The sequence below is a fragment of the Aeromonas rivuli genome (assembly GCF_000820045.1).
GTDB lineage: Bacteria > Pseudomonadota > Gammaproteobacteria > Enterobacterales > Aeromonadaceae > Aeromonas > Aeromonas rivuli.
Map to the genome: position 1 here is coordinate 1 of NZ_CDBJ01000101.1, position 18300 is coordinate 18300.

At 59.1% G+C, this 18300-nt stretch carries 12 protein-coding genes and 1 pseudogene; 9 read left to right on the plus strand and 4 right to left on the minus strand.

Features of this window, described 5'->3' with window-relative positions; translation table 11 throughout:
• Positions 1-19 precede the first annotated feature (19 nt).
• A pseudogene (locus BN1130_RS21150) lies at positions 20-2686 on the minus strand (hybrid sensor histidine kinase/response regulator); the annotation flags it as partial.
• Positions 2687-2819: 133 nt separating this feature from the next.
• Here BN1130_RS21150 and trxC point away from each other — a divergent pair.
• From trxC to BN1130_RS21165, 3 genes are all read left to right on the plus strand, one after another.
• On the plus strand, positions 2820-3257 hold the full coding sequence (gene trxC / locus BN1130_RS21155) for a thioredoxin TrxC (protein ID WP_042044434.1): 438 nt from the start codon (positions 2820-2822) through the stop codon (positions 3255-3257).
• Between the two features lie 154 nt (positions 3258-3411).
• Entirely contained in the window at positions 3412-4797 is a 1386-nt protein-coding gene (locus BN1130_RS21160; RefSeq protein WP_042044435.1) for an SLC13 family permease, read from the plus strand.
• A 295-nt stretch (positions 4798-5092) separates the two neighbouring features.
• Complete coding sequence (locus BN1130_RS21165; RefSeq protein ID WP_042044444.1) at positions 5093-5659, plus strand: cytochrome b/b6 domain-containing protein; 567 nt, start codon at positions 5093-5095, stop codon at positions 5657-5659.
• 66 nt (positions 5660-5725) lie between these two features.
• On the opposite strand, the gene BN1130_RS21170 is transcribed toward BN1130_RS21165, so the two are convergent.
• Both BN1130_RS21170 and BN1130_RS21175 read right to left on the minus strand, forming a co-directional pair.
• Complete coding sequence (locus tag BN1130_RS21170) at positions 5726-8200, minus strand: glycogen/starch/alpha-glucan phosphorylase (protein WP_042044436.1); 2475 nt, start codon at positions 8198-8200, stop codon at positions 5726-5728.
• Positions 8201-8625: 425 nt separating this feature from the next.
• Entirely contained in the window at positions 8626-8826 is a 201-nt protein-coding gene (locus BN1130_RS21175; protein WP_042044437.1) for a DUF4250 domain-containing protein, read from the minus strand.
• Positions 8827-9055: 229 nt separating this feature from the next.
• Here BN1130_RS21175 and BN1130_RS21180 point away from each other — a divergent pair, with 229 nt between their 5' ends.
• Positions 9056-9535, plus strand: coding sequence for a hypothetical protein (locus BN1130_RS21180; protein ID WP_042044438.1), 480 nt, complete (start codon positions 9056-9058; stop codon positions 9533-9535).
• 353 nt (positions 9536-9888) lie between these two features.
• Here BN1130_RS21180 and BN1130_RS21185 read toward each other — a convergent pair whose 3' ends face one another.
• Positions 9889-11415 (minus strand): fumarate hydratase, encoded by a 1527-nt coding sequence (locus tag BN1130_RS21185; RefSeq protein WP_042044445.1) that lies wholly within the window; start codon positions 11413-11415, stop codon positions 9889-9891.
• Between the two features lie 287 nt (positions 11416-11702).
• Here BN1130_RS21185 and pabB point away from each other — a divergent pair, with 287 nt between their 5' ends.
• The 5 genes from pabB (at position 11703) to BN1130_RS21210 (ending at position 18259) form a co-directional block, all read left to right on the plus strand.
• Positions 11703-12992, plus strand: coding sequence for an aminodeoxychorismate synthase component I (gene pabB, locus BN1130_RS21190; RefSeq protein ID WP_042044446.1), 1290 nt, complete (start codon positions 11703-11705; stop codon positions 12990-12992).
• The gene (locus BN1130_RS21195) at positions 12989-13558 is read left to right on the plus strand and encodes a CoA pyrophosphatase (RefSeq protein WP_042044439.1); all 570 of its coding nucleotides are present in this window, start codon (positions 12989-12991) and stop codon (positions 13556-13558) included. Before pabB ends, BN1130_RS21195 begins: the two co-directional genes overlap by 4 nt.
• A gap of 216 nt (positions 13559-13774) precedes the next feature.
• Positions 13775-15073, plus strand: coding sequence for an HAAAP family serine/threonine permease (locus BN1130_RS21200; RefSeq protein ID WP_042044440.1), 1299 nt, complete (start codon positions 13775-13777; stop codon positions 15071-15073).
• 140 nt (positions 15074-15213) lie between these two features.
• Positions 15214-16596, plus strand: coding sequence for an L-serine ammonia-lyase (locus BN1130_RS21205; protein WP_042044441.1), 1383 nt, complete (start codon positions 15214-15216; stop codon positions 16594-16596).
• A 292-nt stretch (positions 16597-16888) separates the two neighbouring features.
• Positions 16889-18259, plus strand: a complete 1371-nt coding sequence (locus BN1130_RS21210) for an L-serine ammonia-lyase (RefSeq protein WP_042044442.1) — start codon at positions 16889-16891, stop codon at positions 18257-18259.
• Positions 18260-18300: the final 41 nt, after the last annotated feature.

An 18300-nucleotide genomic window follows, 5' to 3' on the forward strand; every position in this document is an offset into this window, starting at 1 on the left:
GTTATAACTGCTCGCCGTCATCCTGTTCACTGAGCTCCTCCTCCTGATGCAGCCGCCATTCGAGCTCGGCGGCGATCAGATTGAGTCGCCTGGCAGAGATATTGGCCGATACCCCCTTGAGGGTGTGCAACAGCCCCAGCGCTACCTTGGGTGCTGGCCGGCGCAGGGCTGAGCGGATCTCCCACAGGTCATCTTTATGCTCAGACATGAACAATTTGAACAGGATCTGCAGGGCCTCCCTGTCCTGATCGAGTCGATGCAGCGCATCGGGCAAATCCAGTAAATCCATGGTTTCGGGGGGCTTGACCACCACAGCCTGACCACTCGGTACCTGCTTGAGCCACTGGATCAGATTGTTGTAGAGATCCAGCTTGCTGACCGGTTTGGTGACATAGCCATTCATGCCGACCCCCAGGCAACGCTCCCGGTCGCCGGGCATGGCACTGGCGGTGAGGGCGATGATGGGCACATCGTGCTTGTCGACCATCTTGCGGATCTGTCGAGTCGCATCCAGCCCATCGAGCACCGGCATTTGCAAATCCATCAGGATGACATCGAACGGCTGCTCGGCGACCCGCTCCACCGCCTCGCGCCCGTTGCTGACCACAGTCACCTGCACATCGACCCGCTTGAGGTACTCGAGGATGAGCTGCTGATTGACCCTGTTGTCTTCCGCCAACAGCACCCGGGTGCCCTTGAGCAAGTCATGGAAATTCTGCTGATCCCCCTGGACCTCCGCCTGGCGCATCCGCCTGTCGAAGGAGCTGCCATTGAGCAATTCATCCACCTTGGCGAGCAAGGCGTTCTCCGTCATGGGTTTGGCGAGGAAATGGTTGAGGCCTATGCTCTCCATCCGTACCTGCAGCCCCTCCTTGGCCCAGGCGCTGGTCATCAGAATGGGGATGAGTCGCCACTGACTGTGCTGACTCATCTCCAGCGCCAGGTCCAGGCCATCTTCCTGGCCCATTCGCCAGTCAAAGATGGCCAGTTGCAGGTTATTACCTTCTTCACGCAGCACCATCCGGGCCCGCGAGACGCTGTTGGCCTGTATCACTCTGGCCCCGGAGCGCCCCAGCATGCCGCTGATGAGCTCAAGCACCAGCTCGTTGTCATCCATCACCAGAACGAGCGGCTCTTGCTCGAAGAAGACCCGCCGCCCCGAAACCCCATAGAGCGCCTTGTGCATCGGGATCTCGAACTGGAACAAAGAGCCGGCCCCCGGCTTGCTCTGCACCGTGATCTTGCCGCCCATCAGCTCCACCAGCCGCTGGGAGATATTGAGGCCAAGACCCGAGCCGCCATATTTACGGGTATTGCCCGCCTCCAGCTGGGTAAAAGGCTGGAATAGCTGAACCTGCTTCTCCTCGGCGATGCCGATGCCGGTATCACGCACGCTAAAACGCACCCGCATGGGATCGACACTGGCAAGGGTAATGGCAACCTCCACCTCGCCACGTTCGGTGAATTTGATGGCGTTGTTGACCAGGTTGACCAATACCTGCCCCAGACGCAGGGGATCGCCACGCAGAAAATCGGGCACCGCCACCGATTTGTTGATGATCACCTCGACCTGCTTGCGCTCCGCCAGGTCGGCGAACATGCCCGCCAGGGAATCTATCTGCTCGGCCAGGTCAAAATCGATCTCCTCCAGGCTCAGCTTGCCAGATTCCACCTTGGTCAAATCGAGAATGTCGTTGATGAGCAGCAGCAAGGTGTCTGAGGAGGACTTTATTTTGCCAAGGTAATCCCGCTGTTGCTGGCTGAGGGGGGTCTGCAGCGCCAGAGTGCTGAAGCCGATGATGGCATTCATGGGGGTGCGGATCTCGTGGCTCATGTTGGCCAGAAAATCACTCTTGGCCTGGGCCAGCAGTCCGGTCTCCCGGGAGAGCTCGCTCAGCCGCTGGTTGCGTCGCCACAGGGTCAGGGCCACCAGGGCAAAACTTATCAGGGCACCGGCCAACACCAGCAGGAAGAAGCGGCTCTTGAGCTCAGATGCTTGCCGGATCTTGTTCTGCTTCCAGTCGACCAGCCCCTCGAGCTCGTGCATGTCGATCACCTGATTGCGCAGCTCATGGTAGGCGGCAACTTGCTCGGTCACATCCTGAGTGAGCGAGATCAGACTGCGCAGGGACGGCACCTTGTCGCTGTGCGTCTCCAACTGCTGCAGCAATTGGTTGATGGCTTTTTGATCGGCTGGATCCCAGTTGCGTTTCAGGTAATGAACCTGTTGCGCCAGGCTATGCAAGGCCAACTGCAGGCTGGCATCGGCCTCCCTCAGCACTGTCTGCAACTGCTGCTGGAAGGGCCTTTCTATATACGACAGCCCCATCTCCATGGAGGAGAGGCGGGTCAAGTCGAGCAGATAGCGCTCAACATTTTGAAGCAGCGCCTGGGCATAAGAGTTGCCAGCAGAATCCGGATCCTGCTGCACTTTGCGCACAAACCTGTCCAGATTGACCGAGAGTTGCTCGAGGCGTTGTTGCACCTGTTCATCATTGGCTTGCTCGTGCCCCAACAGATAGACGGTGTCGGTATTGACCCGATTGAGGATCATCTCGGCGGCCACACTCAAGTCGAAAGCCCGTTGCTGCTGGATGAGCAGGCGCCAGCAGTAGCCGCTAAACAGCAGCAGGGTGGCGATGACCACACATAAGATCAGGCGGTTGGACCTTGTGTTACTATTCATCCCGTTTTCACTCTCATGTATGACGTGCTCCCGCCGGCAGAAGATATCGAGGCGCTGCCATGTTAGCGCCAGCGAGCCCTGAAAGTGAAATGGATGTGCTAAATCAACACATAACGACTAGGAGGAGCGCCCAATGACAACTATTACCACCTATTGTAGCCAGTGCCTGACCCGCAATCGGCTGCCTAGCACAAAATTGCAGAACGATGCCAAATGTGGCCGCTGCCAACAGCCCCTGTTTGCTCGTACCCCCGTCGAGGGGGACAGCAGCCACTTCGATCTGTTGATCCAGTCCGATCTGCCCGTCGTGGTCGATTGCTGGGCCAGCTGGTGTGGCCCCTGCCAGCAGTTCGCCCCCGTCTTTGCCGAGGTGGCCCGCGAACTCGAACCCAACATACGCTTCGTCAAACTCGATACCGAGCAGCAACCCCAGATAGCTGCCCGTTATGGCATTCGTACTATTCCCACCCTGCTGCTGTTTCATCGGGGTGCGCTGATCGCCAGGCAATCAGGCTCGCTCCCCAAGATGGTGTTCAAGCAGTGGCTTGCCGAGAAAACCACCACAGATTGATGCACCTTTGTTTCAGCTGTGTTTCATTTTTGTGAGGGATGCGAACAGCTCTGTGAGCCCCTCCAAAATTTGGGGATCTCCCCCTGTTTGAAACGCCCCAACAGTCGTAACCTCGGCAACACAACAACAACCATAAATTAACCGAGAGCATAACATGCAAACCTCTGCCGCCCCTTCCGCCCCATCACGCTGGCTGGACATCAAGGCCGGGATTGTCATCCTGGACGTCCTGCTGCTCTGTGCCATGCTCGCCTGGCTCCCGTTTGAACCCATGGTCAACAAGGGGATCGGCATCCTGATCTTCATCGCCATCCTCTGGCTGACCGAAGCGGTCAACATCACCATCACCGCGATCGCCATTCCGGTACTCGCCACCCTGCTCGGGGTGTTCGACATGAGCAAGTCGTTGACCGACTTTGCCAACCCTGTCCTGTTCCTCTTCTTCGGCGGTTTCGCACTGGCCGCCGCCTTGTCCAAGCAGGGGCTCGATACCCAGATAGCCGCCAAGGTGATGCAACTTGCCAAGGGCCACCTCGGCTGGGGCGCCCTCGTGCTGTTCACCATCACGGCCGCCCTCTCCATGTGGATCAGCAACACCGCCACCGCCGCCATGATGATGCCGCTCGCCCTCGGCATGCTCAAGGGCATCGATATCCAGAAAGAGCGCCGTACCCTGGTCTTCGTCCTGCTGGGGGTGGCCTACAGCGCCAGCATCGGCGGAATAGGCACCCTGGTCGGCAGCCCCCCCAATGCCATCGCCGCCGCCCAGATGGGCCTCGGCTTCACCGACTGGCTCAAGTTCGGCATCCCCGTGGTGCTGATCTTCATGCCGGTGGGCATTGGTCTGCTCTATCTGGTGGTGCGCCCCAACCTCGCCCACCAGGTCAGTGCCGAGAAGGTCACCATCGAGTGGACTGGCCAGCGCAAGACCACCCTGTTCATCTTCCTGGCCACCGTGCTGCTGTGGATAGGATCGCAACCCATCGCCAAGGCGCTGGGGGGCATTCCCCAATTTGATACCCTGATCGCCATGGGCGCCATCCTGGCCATCGCCGTCAGCCGGGTCGCCAGCTGGGACGACATCAACCAGAACACCGACTGGGGTGTGCTGCTGTTGTTCGGCGGTGGCCTGACCCTGAGTGCGATCCTCAAGCAAACCGGTGCCAACGCCTTCCTGGCCGAGCACCTGTCCAGCGCCCTCGCCACCATGCCTATCTTTATCATCCTGCTCTGTCTGGCCACCTTCGTGATCTTCCTGACCGAGCTGGTCTCCAACACCGCCACCGCCGCCCTGCTGGTGCCGCTGTTCGCCGGCGTGGCCGAGGCGCTGGGTGTCTCCCCCATCGTCATGTCGGTACTGATTGCCGTCGGAGCCTCCTGCGCCTTCATGCTGCCGGTCGCCACCCCGCCCAATGCCATCGTCTTCGCCAGCGGTCATATCCAGCAGCGCGAGATGATGCGGGCCGGCCTGGTGCTGAACCTGGTGTTCACCGTCATTCTGACCATGCTGGCGTACTTCATGGGGGACATACTGCACTGATCAGCCTCATGAGCCTGCCAGTACTGGCGGGTCGGGTAGCGTCCCTGAACCCTTGAACGAACAGCAAAGCCCCGCATCGTCGGGGCTTTGCTTATGGCATCCCCGACCCTGTCGATTGCTCCCCTTACCACGTCATGGCCGTGTCAGCCCCGATGACGGCTCCCTGGCTACCTCCTTTCTACCCGTCTCCCATCGACCTTAATGCGACCTTAAGAAAGCGCCTTCATGATGCGGGCAGCGGCACGCCAGGGATCTGGATGCATCACAACGAGAGGAGAATGTAATGGCGAACACGATGGGAAGCCGCAATGAGATAGCGGTATGGGATCCCCTGATCAGAGGTTTCCATTGGGCCACCGTCCTGCTCTGCCTGCTCAACCTGTTCATTCTGGAAGAGGGAGAGCGCAATCATCGCTATGTCGGGTACGCATTGGCTGGCTTGTTGCTGTTGCGCATCCTGTGGGGCCTTGTCGGCGCTGACTACGCTCGATTTGCCCAATGGTTTCCCACCCCGGCCCGCATCACCCGTTACCTGCAGGCTACCTTGCAGGCTACCTTGCAGGGGAAACACCCCTATTATCTCGGCCACAATCCGCTCGGTGCCTTGATGGTACTGCTGCTGTTGGGCTGCCTGGTGGGAACCGCCGTCACCGGGATCATGACGGGGTACGAGCAGCTGTTTAATGAGGAGCTCATGGAAGAGCTGCACGAGTTCTTTGCCAAGGCGCTGCAGATTGCCATCTTCATCCATGGGCTGGCGGTCATCGTCCTCGATCGCCTGACCCGGGGCGATCTCATCAGGGCCATGATCACCGGCAGGAAGCGCGTGCCGACAGAGACCGAGATTGCCGACAAGCGTTGAAACATGCTGCCTGGCCAATGGCATAAAAAAACCCCGCAATGCGGGGTTCTTGAGATCTTATGGGGATTAGCCGATCTTGCAGGCACTCAGGTTCCAGATCCGATCCACATAATCCTGGATGGAGCGGTCGGAGTTGAACTTGCCCATGGTGGCCGAATTGATGATCGCCTTCTTGGCCCACAGCGCCGGATCCCGATACCAGGTATCGATCAGCTTGTGCGCGTCCGAGTAGGCGGCAAAATCGGCCAGGGTCAGGTAAGGATCCCCCCCTTCCAGCAAGGAGCGCTTGATGGAAGAGAGCTCCCCCGGCTTGCCCGGCGTGAAGTAGTCGGTATCGAACCAGTCCAGCACAGCCTTGAGCTCGGAGTTGGCATAGTAGAAGTCATAGGGGTTGTAACCCCGCGCCTTCAACGCCTTCACCTCATCCACGTTCAGACCGAAGATGGCGCAATGCTCGGCCCCCGCCTCCTCCACTATCTCTATGTTGGCGCCATCCAGGGTGCCGATGGTGATGGCACCGTTCAATGCCAGCTTCATGTTGCCGGTGCCCGACGCCTCGTAGCCGGCGGTAGAGATCTGCTCGGAGACATCGGCCGCCGGGATCATCTTCTCCGCCAGGCTGACGCGGTAGTTCGGCATGAACACCACCTTCAGCTTGCCCTGGATGCGGGTATCGTTGTTGACCCGCTCCGCCAGCTTGTTGATGGCATAGATGATGTCTTTGGCCAGCTTGTAGCCAGGCGCCGCCTTGGATCCGAAGATGAACACCCTCGGGTGCATGTCATAATCGGGGTTGGCCAGCAGGCGACGATAGAGCGCCATGATGTGGATGAGGTTCAGCTGCTGACGCTTGTACTCATGCAGGCGCTTGATCTGGATATCGAAGATGGCATTGGCATCCACCTCGATCCCGGTCTCGGCCTTGATCACCTTGACCAGCTTTTCCTTGTTATGACGCTTGATGGTCATGAACTGCTGCTGGAACGCCTTGTCGTCGGCAAACTTGACCACGCCGCGCAGCTTGTCCAGCTGCAGTGGCCACTCCTTGCCCACCACCTCGTCATAGAGGGCGGCGAGCTCGGGGTTGCAGGCCAGCAACCAGCGCCGGGGGGTGACCCCGTTGGTGACGTTGCACATCTTGTCGGGCCAGAGCGCGGCAAATTCGGGGAAGAGATCTTCTTTCACCAGCTTGGAGTGGATCTCGGCCACGCCATTCACCTTGGAGGAGCCGATCACGCACAGGTTGCCCATGCGCACCTTGCGCACCTCCCCTTCTTCGATGATGGAGAGCTTGGCCTTGATGGCATCATCCCCCGGCCACTTGACCTCGACCAGATCTCCAAGGAAGCGGGCATTGATCTCGTAGACTATCTCGAGATGACGGGGCAGCACCTTCTCGAACAGGCTGACGCTCCACTTCTCCAGGGCCTCTGGCAGCAGGGTGTGGTTGGTGTAGGAGAAGACCTGGTAGCAGATGGCCCAGGCCGCATCCCAATGCAGATCCTCTTCGTCCACCAGCACCCGCATCAGTTCGGGGATGGCCACTGTCGGGTGGGTATCGTTGAGCTGAATGGCAATCTGGGCGGCAAAGTTGCTGAAGTCGCTGCCATGCACCCGCTTGTAGCGGCGCATGATGTCCTTGATGGAGCAGGCACAGAAGAAGTACTGCTGGATCAGGCGCAGCTCTTTGCCCGCATCTGTCTCGTCGTTCGGGTAGAGCACCTTGGAGATGGTCTCGGCCTGGGCCTTCTCCGCCTGGGAGTCGACATAGCCCCCGGCGTTGAACACATCCCAATCGAAGAACTCGGAGGCGCGGGACTCCCACAACCGCAATATGTTGACGGTGTGACCGCCAAAACCGACCACGGGGATATCCCAAGGCACCCCTTTGATCTTGCGACCGGCATGCCACACCTTCTTCAGGCCACCGTTGTCGCCAAAGACCGTCTCGACGTAACCATACAGGGGGATCTCCTGCACCGACTCGGGACGGCAGATCTCCCAGGGGTTGCCATATTCACGCCAGGAGTCCGGGCGCTCAATTTGGCGACCATCCTGGATCTCCTGACGAAACAGGCCGTGCTCATAATGCAGACCATAACCTACCGCCGGGTAGTTCAGGGTGGCGAGTGAATCGATGAAGCAGGCGGCGAGCCGACCCAGACCACCGTTGCCGAGGGCCATGTCAGGCTCCTGCTCGCACAGATCGGTCAGCTCCAGGCCCAGCTCGCGCAACGCCTCTTCACAGATACTGTAGAGGGAGAGGTTATGCAGGTTGTTGGAGGTCAGTCGCCCCATCAGGAATTCGGCCGAGAAGTAGTGGATCGCTCGGGTATCTTTGTTGAAATGAGTCTGCTGGGTGCGGGTCAGCCGTTCGTACACCTGTTCATTGACGGCGGCGGCGGTCGCCTTCCACCAGGCTTGAGGTGAGGCTTTCTGTTCGCTAGTGCCCAGCGTAGCGCGCAGATGGCGCACTATGCTCGCCTTGAGCTGATCCTTGTTCAGTTGCAGATCCAGTTCTGTCTTCTTCTTGGTAGCCATAACGCTGTTTCCTTCGTTACTTAAATAATTTGATTGCCCGCCAGGGACCGGGGTTATTGTTATCTGAGAATATGTTCCGGCGTGGGCATACTAGCTAATGACGTTGCCAGAAAAGTTAACGCAAGTCACAGTTTAACGTATATAAATGACAGTTTTACCATGAAAACCCTTTCCTGCATCCCTTTCTAAAAGAACAACAAAATACTTATAATTCATACTGTTATAAATTAAATTAAAAATAAAAACTATGAATAGGTTTTCAGCGCTTGCATGGATTTCAAATGGCTTGAAAATATCTGAAAATAGTTAACGCCTTGAAATCGTTTTCAATTCAATCTTCCTCAATGATCCCGTCACCGATTGTAAAACAGCCGCCAGATAGGCGGCTGTTTTATCCTGGCGAGTTGACCGAGCTTAAATCGGACTCACAAAAGCCTGGATTTAAACTGGTTGCTGACTCCGTCATATTGATAACCAATTTGCTGCAGACGGGTGGCAAGCTGATCCTCGCTCATGTCGTAGTAAGCAAGCAGCTCGTCGAGATTGTCGCATTCGAGCCTTAGCTTCTCATTGACGATGCCCAGCAAGATATTGGCATCGAGGCGCTGCAAAGTACTGGCATCCATGGTACGGCTCCTCTGTTAAACCCTGTATAACCATGGTCCCTTATCGCAGGGTTGTCCATTTTTCACACAAGGCACACGCCCTGGATAAAAATTTAAACTATATATATCAATAATATATGAACATAGCATGCAACCAACGTCACATTTTTGAGCATAAACGGCTTGTCTGATGGAGGAGATACAACTACTGTATGTTCATACAGCATGGTAATTCATACAGGAAACGCAGATGAACCAGCCAATGAGCCACCCTCTTGCCCCCCTTATCGCCGGACTGACCCAACCCTGGCCGACCCGCTATCTGAGTCGCCGGCCAAGTTCCCCCGCCGCGGGGGCCGAGTTCAGTGGCTCGCAACTGCTGGGCGCCCTGAGCCAGGCGAGCCAGGCGGCAAAAGGCTGGATCCTGCTGATCGCCCCCCCGGGTCTGCCCATTGCGGCCCAACTGCAAGCCAATGGCATCAATCCAGCCCATGTGCTGGTCGTCCATGGCCACAAGATCAAGAACTGGCAGCGCACCCTGGAACAAGCCCTCAGCCAGAGTCGCTGCGCCGCCGTACTGACCTGGCTGCCAGAGACCATCAGTCTGGACACCGGCCGCCTCCATCACTTGAGCCAGCACCATGGGGTGCTGACCCACTACTTCCATGCTCAGGCCGCCACCGACAAGGCCGTGCACTATGCAGGGCAAGATATCTACCTCAACCACTGACCCCCCCTGGCGGTGAGACAACCGTATAGAGGCCATCGGTGCTAGCGATTGAGGTTCATGACGGCTTGGCCGATTTCAGGGGGCAGCGTGCAGGCGACCCATGTGGCAGCCATCGCTCTGTGGCGCATAGGTTGATGGTCGTTTCGATGGGGTTGGGGAAGCTTGGCGGTATAGCGCCTCGTCTGCCCGGTCAGGGGCCGATGTTTCATTCTCAGGGAGAGAGGAGCAACAGATGGGTGATGGGGAGGAGTCCCGGGAGCATCTTGCCAAAACAACACGGCGGCCCTGGGGCCGCCGTGTGAGCTGACGCCGTGCCAGATCATGTCTGGATCTGGGTTGGCACTTTTGATGAATCAGGAAGAGAGCTTGCCGTCTAGCTCGGCAATCTTGGCAGACCAGATGGCCGGACCTGTCTCGTGGACATTATTACCACTGGAGTCCACGGCCACGGTGACCGGCATATTCTCCACCTCGAACTCATAGATGGCTTCCATGCCAAGGTCGGCAAAGGCGACGACCCGCGCCTTCTTGATGGCCTTGGCCACCAGATAGGCGGCGCCACCGACGGCCATCAGATAAACCGCTTTGTGCTGACGGATGCTCTCGACCGTTGCCGGGCCACGCTCCGATTTGCCTATCATGCCGATGAGCCCCGTGTCGCCGAGCATCATCTCGGTGAACTTGTCCATCCGGGTCGAGGTGGTGGGGCCGGCCGGGCCGACCACTTCGTCTCGTACCGCATCCACCGGGCCGACGTAATAGATGAAGCGGTTGGTGAAGTCGACCCCCTCTGGCAGACCTTCGCCATTTTTCAACATGTCGGCGATGCGCTTGTGGGCGGCGTCCCGTCCGGTCAGGATCTTGCCAGAGAGCAGCACGGTTTCGCCGCTCTGCCAGGTCGCTATCTCATCGCGCGTCACCGTATCCACATTGACCCGGCGCACATTGTCACCCACTTCCCAGGTGATCTCGGGCCAGTCGGCCAGCGAGGGGGCGGCCAGTTCGGCAGGGCCTGAGCCGTCAAGTTCGAAGTGAACATGGCGGGTGGCGGCGCAGTTGGGGATCATCACCACGGGTTTGGAGGCCGCATGGGTCGGCGCCGACTTTATCTTCACATCCAGCACTGTGGTGAGGCCGCCCAGCCCCTGAGCCCCGATACCGAGCTTGTTGACCTTGTCATGGAGCTCGAGACGCAGCTTCTCTTCCGTGGTCTGGGCACCGCGCGCCTTGAGTTCCTGAATGTCGATGTGCTCCATCAGCGACTCTTTGGCCAACACCGCTGCCTTCTCTGCGGTGCCGCCTATGCCAATGCCCAGCATACCAGGCGGGCACCAGCCCGCGCCCATGGTGGGCACGGTTTTCAGCACCCACTCGACGATATCGTCCGAGGGGTTGAGCATCGCCATCTTGGATTTGTTCTCTGAGCCACCGCCCTTGGCCGCGACGCTCACCTCAACCTTGTCCCCTGGCACCATGTCGATGTGCACCACGGCCGGGGTGTTGTCTTTGGTGTTCTTGCGGCTACCGGCCGGGTCGGCCACTATGCTGGCCCGCAGCGGGTTATCGGGATTGGTGTAAGCGCGGCGCACCCCTTCGTCCACCATCTGTTGCACCGTGAGATCCGACTCCCACTGCACCTGCATACCGATTTTGACGAAACAGGTAACGATACCCGTATCCTGGCAGAGCGGACGGCGTCCCTCGGCGGCCATGCGGGAGTTGATCAGGATCTGGGCCAGGGCATCTTTGGCAGCCGGGTTGGCTTCCTTGTCATAGGCCTCTTTCATGGCGTTGACAAAATCGAGGGGGTGGTAGTAGGAGATGTACTGCAGGGCGCCTTCGACGGAATCGATAAAATCCTGTTTTTTTATGATGCTCATATCATCCTCACTGGTCCTTGTCTTCACGAACGGCAGCAAAGCAAGGGCTTCCATATTGGCCGCGCCAGGGAGAGACATTCAACTCCCTTCCCATGTCGAGGCGCGGCGTGTCTGTTCTAACATTCGCGGCCACTATGATACGCTTAGCCCCCCATACCGGCTAGGGACCAGCGCGCAAACTGTTGCCTGTGTAACAAAAAATGAAACCAGCACTGCACATTCACCCCCTCCCTGACACAACTGACGGGGCAACCCTGTTTGCCCGGCTGCAACATCAGCCCTGGGCCATGCTGCTCGAGTCCATGGGAGCCATGGGCCCGGACAATCGCTTCGACATCATCACCGCCGATCCCCGGGCGACCCTGACGACCAGGGACGCGCTGACTCAGCGGTGGCAAGATGGCGCCTCACAGACCTTGACGGGAGACCCGCTCAGCCTGCTGGCCCGCACCCAAGAAGCGCTGCTCGGGGAGTGCGAGCCCCCTGGTTGCAGTCTCCCCTTTATCGGCGGCGCCCTGGGGCTGTTTGGTTACGATCTGGGTCGACACTTCGAGCGGCTGCCCGTGCAGGCCGAGGCCGATTTGACCATCCCCGACATGGCGGTCGGCATCTATGATTGGGCCCTCATTCATGACAAGGCCCATCAGCAGTGGCAGCTGGTACATTGGGGGGATGCCGCCGGGCTGGCCCGCCGTCTCGCCTGGTGGCATGCGCAACGAGCGCCTGAGCCCTCAGCCTTTCAGCTGCGTGGCCCCTGGCAGAGCAACATGAGTCGCAGTGAATATGGCGCCAAATTCGCCCGCATTCAGGATTACCTGGCCGCGGGGGATTGCTACCAGATCAATCTCACCCAGCGCTTCAAGGCCCCCTATCAGGGTGACGAGTGGCTCGCCTACCTGCGGCTGCGCGCCGCCAACGCCGCCCCCTTCTCCGCCTTCTTGCGCCTGCCGGGTAGCGCCGTACTGAGTCTCTCCCCCGAGCGTTTCTTGCTGCTCGATGGCCGTCATATAGAGACCAAACCCATCAAGGGCACCCGCCCCCGCCAATCCGATCCCCTGGCCGATGCCGCCAGCGCCCGGGAACTGGCGAACGCCGAGAAGGACAGATCCGAGAATCTGATGATCGTCGATCTGCTGCGCAACGACATAGGCCGGGTCAGTCGACCGGGCACCGTCTGCGTGCCGCAGCTATTTGCCGTCGAATCCTTCCCGGCGGTACATCACCTGGTGTCGACCATTCATGGGGAGCTGGATAGCCCCTGGCAAGGGGTGGATCTGCTGCGTGCCTGCTTCCCTGGCGGCTCCATCACAGGGGCACCCAAGATCCGCGCCATGGGGATCATCGAGGAGCTCGAACCCCACAGACGCAACGGCTACTGCGGCAGCATTGGCTATCTGAGCCAGCATGGCCGCATGGACACTAGCATCTGCATTCGCACCCTGCTCGCCACCGAAGGGCACCTTTACTGCTGGGCGGGGGGCGGCATCATCGCCGACTCCGAGGTCGACAGCGAATACCAGGAGACCTTTGATAAATTGGCGCGGATCCTGCCTTTGCTCGAGCAGCCATCGTCATGACCCACGCCGAGCTGCTGACCCGCTTCCTGCTGCAACGCCTGCCGCTCGCCCCCCTGCGCGCCCCAGCCCCGGCACTGAGTCCGGCGGCGGTGTTGATGCCCCTGGTCGAGCGGGCCGATGGCCTGCACCTCTTGCTCACCGAACGCAGCCGACACCTTCGCCACCACGCCGGGGAGATCAGTTTTCCCGGCGGACGCCAGGACCCCGGCGATGACACTCTCTACCAGACGGCGCTGCGGGAGACCCGGGAAGAGATAGGCATCGCCGCCAATCAGATCCAGCTGCTCGGCCATCTGCCCAGGCTGCCTACGGTATCGCGCTTCGAGGTGCTGCCCGTGGTTGGCCTGCTCGACGCCGACTACCGGTTGCAACTCAATGCCGATGAGGTCACCGCCGCCTTCGAGGTCCCCCTCGCCCATCTGCAAGACCTGGGCAACTATGTCAGCATGCCGGTACAGCGCCGTGGCCAGCACTATGAGCTCCACTGGATCCCCTGGCAGCACAGATACATCTGGGGAGCCACCGCCAGCATGATCCGGCAACTCATCGCCCAGATAGCGCGATAACCTTTTCGTTACATAATGTCGAAGCAAATGCGGGATTTAACATTCAAATAACACCGCAAATGATAAACAAAAATTGAAATTATCTTCTTTTGATCACGTTTCCATAAAAAAGTACGGGTTTCGACGATGGAAAAGTGAATTTGATCAACATTTTTACCTGCAAAGCCAGTATCCTTGCGCCGGATTAATAAAAACTACACATCTGGGGTCAGACACATGTCAAATACCGTCTCTCACGCACAGGACGCTGCGGTCGCCAAGGAGCAAGGAACAAGCTCCGTTCAATCTCGTAGTTGGGGAAAACAGGATACCACCTGGGTCATCAGCCTGTTTGGTACCGCCGTCGGTGCCGGCATCCTGTTCTTGCCAATCAATGCGGGTATGGGTGGCTTCTGGCCGCTGGTCTGCATGGCGCTGCTGGTCGGTCCCATGACCTATCTGGCCCACCGTGGTCTGGCCCGTTTCGTGCTCTCTTCCAAGAAGCCGAACGCAGATATCACTGAAGTCGTGGAAGAGCATTTCGGCGTCGGCGCTGGCAAGCTCATCACCCTGCTCTACTTCTTTGCCATCTACCCCATCGTCCTCATCTACGGTGTGGGCATCACCAACACGGTCGACAGCTTCATCGTCAACCAGTTGCAGATGACGCCGCCCCCGCGCTGGATCCTCTCCATCGTGCTGATCATGGGCATGATGTCCGTGATGCTGGCCGGTGAGAAGCTGATGCTCAAGGTGACCCAGTTCCTGGTCTATCCCCTGATCGCCATACTGGCGGGCATCTCCCTTTACCTGATCCCCGAGTGGAGCGGTGCCGCTCTCTCCCAGGTTCCCTCCGGCAAGGATTTCGCCACCACCCTGTGGCTGACCATCCCGGTACTGGTGTTCTCCTTCAACCACAGCCCGGCCATCTCCAGCTTCGCCCTGGCGCAACGTCGCGAACACGGCGACAATGCCGTGGCCAAGTCCGATGCCATCTTGAAGCGCACCGCCATGCTGCTGCTGGGCTTCGTGATGTTCTTCGTCTTCTCCTGCGTCATGAGCCTGAGCCCGGCCCAGCTGGCTGAAGCCAAGGCCCAGAACATCGCCGTTCTCTCCTACCTGGCCAACCAGCACGAGAGCCCGATCATCTCCTACTTCGGTCCTCTGGTGGCGTTCGTGGCCATCGTCTCCTCCTTCTTCGGTCACTATCTGGGGGCCCGTGAAGGTCTCAAAGGGCTGATCGTCCAGCAGCTGCGCAGCTCGGGTAAAGAGGCAAACCACAAGCTGATCGACATGATCATCATCGGCTTCTTCATCATCACCCTCTGGGTCGTTGCCGTGGTCAACCCCTCTATCCTGGGCATGATTGAATCCCTGGGTGGCCCCATCATCGCCACCATACTGTTCATCATGCCGATGTACGCCATCAAGCGCGTCCCTGCCATGGCCAAGTATCAGGGTCAGATCAGCAACCTGTTCGTGACCGCCATGGGCCTCATCGCCATCTCCGCCATCCTCTATCAGCTGTTCGGCTAAGCCGACGCGGATAACGGGATCAAAAGGGCTGCCTCGGCAGCCCTTTTTCATGCGGCCATCACATCCCTCAGCTCCCCCTCTTCCCATCGACTACAAAAAATTTACAATGTTTAGACAAAACCCATAATCGGAGTGATGTCATGATCAGTGTCTTCGACCTGTTTTCCATCGGAATAGGCCCCTCATCCTCCCACACCGTTGGTCCCATGCGGGCCGCCCATGCCTTCGTGACCCAGCTCAAGGCAGCTAAGCTGCTGGCTCGCACCGGCCGGGTCGAGACAGAATGCTACGGCTCCCTCGGCCAGACCGGCAAAGGCCATGGCACCGGCAAGGCCATCATCCTGGGACTGGCAGGCTTTGAACCGGACAGTGTCGACATCGAAGGGATCCCCGCCTTCCTGACCGGGGTCGAGCAGAGTCAGACCCTTATGCTGGCCGGCGAGCAGCCAAGCGCCTTCCCCCGCAATGGCGCCATCATCTTCAACCGCCGCAAGACCCTGCCTGCCCACTCCAACGGCATGACCCTGCGCGCCTATGACGGTCAGGAGCTGTTGCTGTCCCAGACTTACTACTCCATCGGCGGCGGCTTCATCATCGAAGAGAGCCACTTCGCCAACGCCCGCGAAGAGGCGGCCAAATTCGAGGCGGATCACCCCATTCCCTACCCGTTCGACAGTGGCGCCCAGCTGCTGGCCCACTGCCAGGAGAGCGGTCTCTCGGTGTCCGGGCTCATGCTGGCCAACGAGAAGGTGTTTCGCAGCGAACAAGAGATCATCGCTGGCCTGCGCAAGATCTGGCAGGCGATGAAAGGCTGCGTGACGCGGGGTTGCCAGCAGGAGGGGGTGCTGCCCGGCGGACTCAAGGTGCGCAGACGCGCCCCGGCGCTGCTTCGTCAACTCAGCGCCGAGACCAACTTCAATAAAGATCCGCTGATGGTGATGGAGTGGGTCGATCTCTTTGCCCTGGCCGTCAACGAAGAGAATGCCGCGGGGGGACGAGTGGTGACGGCCCCCACCAATGGCGCGGCCGGCATCATTCCCGCCGTGCTGCACTATTACGATCGCTTCGTGCGCACCGTGGATGACGAGCTGCTGATACGCTACTTCCTCACCGCCGCCGCCATCGGCATCCTCTATAAGAAGAACGCCTCCTTGTCCGGTGCCGAGGTGGGTTGTCAGGGTGAAGTCGGGGTCGCCTGCTCCATGGCGGCAGGTGCCCTGGCCGAACTGCTCGGCGGCAGCCCGGCCATCGTCGAGAACGCCGCCGAGATAGGCATGGAGCACAATCTGGGCCTGACCTGCGATCCGGTCGGTGGCCTGGTACAGGTGCCCTGCATAGAGCGCAACGCCATGGGCGCGGTCAAGGCGATCAACGCCGCCCGCCTCGCTCTGCGTGGCACCGGTGAGCACAAGGTGTCCCTGGACAAAGTGATCAAGACCATGTGGGAAACCGGCAACGACATGAAGACCAAGTACAAGGAGACGGCCCGGGGTGGCCTGGCGGTGAACATCACCGAGTGTTAACAAAAGGCCATTCGAGCCTCATTTATCCTGCGATACCCGGCCTGGCCGGGTATTTTTTTGCAAAACGTTTGCGAAGCGTTTAACAAAATGGATAAGCATCAAAATAAATTTTATACTCGCGGCCTTTGATTCAACAAAAATAGATCTATTTCAACTTTTTTTAAGGCGAGTCGCGTTACACTGCCGTTATCAGGTCCAGGACCTTAGGGCGATGTCACGACGCAAGCGCCATGGATCACCCCCTTTTTGCAAGCTGGCAACACGTCGGCTTCTACCCAGAGGTAACTATTAGATGATCAGCGTTTTTGATATTTTCAAAATCGGTGTTGGCCCCTCCTCCTCCCACACTGTCGGCCCGATGAAAGCGGCCAAGCAGTTTGTGGATGAATTGCGTGCTGGCGGCAAGATCCGCGACATCACCCGGATCCAGGTTGACGTTTATGGTTCCCTCTCCTGGACCGGCAAGGGTCACCATACCGATACCGCTATCATCATGGGTCTGGCCGGCAACCTGCCAGAGAACGTCGATATCGACGGCATCCCCGAGTTCATCTCCCGGGTCGAGCAGACCGGCCGCCTGCCGATCGGCCTGCACTGCCATACCGTCAGCTTCCCCCGCGAAGCCATGGTGTTCCATGACGAGGCACTGCCTCTGCATGAGAACGGCATGAAGCTGACTGCCTTCATCGAAGACACCGCGCTCTACAGCAAGACTTACTACTCCATCGGTGGCGGCTTCATCGTCGATGAAGAGAACTTCGGCAAGGCCGACAGCGGTGACATGCCCGTCAGCTATCCGTTCAAGAGCGCCGCCGAACTGCTCGCCCACAGCAGCCAGACCGGTCTCTCCATCTCCGCCCTGATGATGGAAAACGAGAAGTGCTTCAACACCCCGGAAGAGATCTACAAGAAACTTGGCAAGATCTGGACCACCATGCGTGAAGGCATAGAGCGCGGCTGCCGTACCGAAGGGATACTGGCCGGCCCCCTGCGGGTACCGCGCCGCGCCGCGCCCCTCTATCGTCAACTCACCACCAACGAGAGCCTGTCGAGCGATCCCATGAGCATCATCGACTGGGTCAACATGTTTGCCCTGGCGGTGAGTGAGGAGAACGCCGCCGGTGGTCGTGTGGTCACGGCCCCCACCAATGGCGCCGCTGGCATCATCCCCGCCGTGCTGGCCTATTACGACAAGTTCATCCAGCCGGTTGGCCGCGACGAATACACCCGTTTCTATCTGGCCGCCGCTGCGGTGGGCATGCTCTACAAGATGAACGCCTCCATCTCCGGCGCCGAAGTCGGCTGCCAGGGCGAAGTGGGTGTCTCCTGCTCCATGGCCGCCGCAGGTCTGACCGAACTGATGGGTGGCAGCCCGGAACAGGTGTGTGAAGCCGCCGAGATCGGCATGGAACACAACCTGGGGCTGACCTGCGATCCGGTCGGTGGCCAGGTACAGGTGCCCTGCATCGAGCGCAACGCCATCGCCTCCATGAAGGCGATCAACTCCTCGCGCATGGCCCTGCGTCGTACCTCCAAGCCGCGGGTCTCCCTGGACAAGGTGATCGAGACCATGTACATCACCGGCAAGGACATGGACTCCAAGTACCGGGAAACCTCCCGTGGCGGTCTGGCCATCAAGGTGATGCAAGTCGCCTGCGAATAAGTGCTTCGCACATCATGAAAAAGGCGGGATATATCCCGCCT

What these genes read in the sequence shown, in the direction of transcription:
- pabB (WP_042044446.1), top strand. Translation starts at nt 11,703, where the DNA reads ATGCTGCTCGAGTCCATGGGAGCCATGGGCCCGGACAATCGCTTCGAC.
- BN1130_RS21160 (WP_042044435.1), top strand. Translation starts at nt 3,412, where the DNA reads ATGCAAACCTCTGCCGCCCCTTCCGCCCCATCACGCTGGCTGGACATC.
- BN1130_RS21185 (WP_042044445.1), bottom strand. Translation starts at nt 11,415, where the DNA reads ATGAGCATCATAAAAAAACAGGATTTTATCGATTCCGTCGAAGGCGCC.
- trxC (WP_042044434.1), top strand. Translation starts at nt 2,820, where the DNA reads ATGACAACTATTACCACCTATTGTAGCCAGTGCCTGACCCGCAATCGG.
- BN1130_RS21180 (WP_042044438.1), top strand. Translation starts at nt 9,056, where the DNA reads ATGAACCAGCCAATGAGCCACCCTCTTGCCCCCCTTATCGCCGGACTG.
- BN1130_RS21210 (WP_042044442.1), top strand. Translation starts at nt 16,889, where the DNA reads ATGATCAGCGTTTTTGATATTTTCAAAATCGGTGTTGGCCCCTCCTCC.
- BN1130_RS21205 (WP_042044441.1), top strand. Translation starts at nt 15,214, where the DNA reads ATGATCAGTGTCTTCGACCTGTTTTCCATCGGAATAGGCCCCTCATCC.
- BN1130_RS21195 (WP_042044439.1), top strand. Translation starts at nt 12,989, where the DNA reads ATGACCCACGCCGAGCTGCTGACCCGCTTCCTGCTGCAACGCCTGCCG.
- BN1130_RS21170 (WP_042044436.1), bottom strand. Translation starts at nt 8,200, where the DNA reads ATGGCTACCAAGAAGAAGACAGAACTGGATCTGCAACTGAACAAGGAT.
- BN1130_RS21175 (WP_042044437.1), bottom strand. Translation starts at nt 8,826, where the DNA reads ATGGATGCCAGTACTTTGCAGCGCCTCGATGCCAATATCTTGCTGGGC.
- BN1130_RS21165 (WP_042044444.1), top strand. Translation starts at nt 5,093, where the DNA reads ATGGGAAGCCGCAATGAGATAGCGGTATGGGATCCCCTGATCAGAGGT.
- BN1130_RS21200 (WP_042044440.1), top strand. Translation starts at nt 13,775, where the DNA reads ATGTCAAATACCGTCTCTCACGCACAGGACGCTGCGGTCGCCAAGGAG.